The organism is Salinicola sp. (assembly GCF_982684285.1).
This window is the reverse complement of the sequence record NZ_CEXLVS010000485.1, coordinates 1-1,253: the sequence shown is the minus strand read 5'-3', so window position 1 is coordinate 1,253 and position 1,253 is coordinate 1. Positions and strand designations below refer to the sequence as shown.

The 1,253-nt window shown below is 40.9% G+C and carries 2 protein-coding genes; both read left to right on the top strand.

Going from position 1 to position 1,253, the window contains the following annotated elements; all coding sequences use genetic code 11:
- Positions 1–553: biotin--[acetyl-CoA-carboxylase] ligase (locus AC3AYF_RS21320; protein ID WP_487780468.1), on the top strand; the 553-nt coding region annotated here is incomplete at its 5' end.
- Positions 550–1,253, top strand: a 704-nt coding sequence (locus AC3AYF_RS21315; RefSeq protein ID WP_487780467.1) for a type III pantothenate kinase, incomplete at its 3' end; no start/stop codon positions are given. The genes AC3AYF_RS21320 and AC3AYF_RS21315, both read left to right, overlap by 4 nt.

Here is a 1,253-nt window from a genome sequence, read left to right as displayed (position 1 = left end):
TTTTTGGCCTTTTCCCGCTGAAATGGCCAAAAATGGATTAAGCATCGCTATCGGGATAAGCTTAATAAACACCCTCAAGTCTGAGGGAATCAATGACTTACAACTAAAATGGCCCAATGATGTTTTACACAAAAGACATAAGCTTGCCGGGATTCTAGTAGAATCTCGTTTCGGCAAAAAACAAAATACTGTCGTAGGGATCGGCCTTAATTTCAAGCTTCCGACCAATACACAACGTCAAATAAACCAAAAAACCACTAGTCTGCAACAACTTTGTACTGACGTACCTTGTCGCAACCAACTGGCGGGAAAAATAATTCAAAATATGATCAAAACAATAGAGCTATTCCAACATCGTGGATTAAGCGATTTTATTCCTTTATGGCCTCAATATGATGCGCTTGATAATCAAACTATCACGTTAATTGGCGAAAATAGTAAATTTACCGCGCTGGCCTGCGGTATCAATGAACAAGGTGAACTGCGTTATATGCGTAACAATAAAATTGAAACCTTATCTAACAGCCACGTTAGCATCAGGTTTGCATCATGAAATTACTCGTCGATATTGGAAATAGTCGGATCAAGTGGGCATGTATCGATGCTAATGGTTTAACAGAAAGTCAAAGTTTTAGTCGCGGAAAAACAGGCATTAAAGCCTCGTTAACTAAACAGTGGAAAGAGCTGTCAGATATCGAAGCCGTCTTTGTGGCGAATGTTGCGGGCGATAAAATTGCGCAACAACTGGAAGAATGGACGACGAAGAAGTGGGATGTTAATCCTAAATTTGTCACCAGTGAACAAAAACTTTTCGGCGTGGCTAACGCTTACCAGCAGGCAGAAAAATTAGGGGGTGATCGTTGGTTAGCACTGATTGCTGCCAGACAACATGCGCGTTTAGCAACCTGTGTTATTGATTGTGGCACAGCAATCACCTTAGATATTGTGACCAAATATGGTGAGCATCAAGGCGGCATGATTTTGCCTGGCCTAAGCCTTATGCGAGAAACGTTAACTAATAAGACTGATGCTATTAAAGATACACTCGATGACAGTGAATTTAAAACATTAGCAACCAATACCTTTAGCGCTATTCAGTCGGGCACGCTTTATAGTGTTACCGCGACACTAGAACGCCTTATCGACGATCTTAAACTACAGTTTAATAACCGTATCCGGTTTATTATTACGGGTGGCGATGCTGAAACTATCCTCCCTCTTTTACCTCAATCAGTTGCACATTATCCAGATAT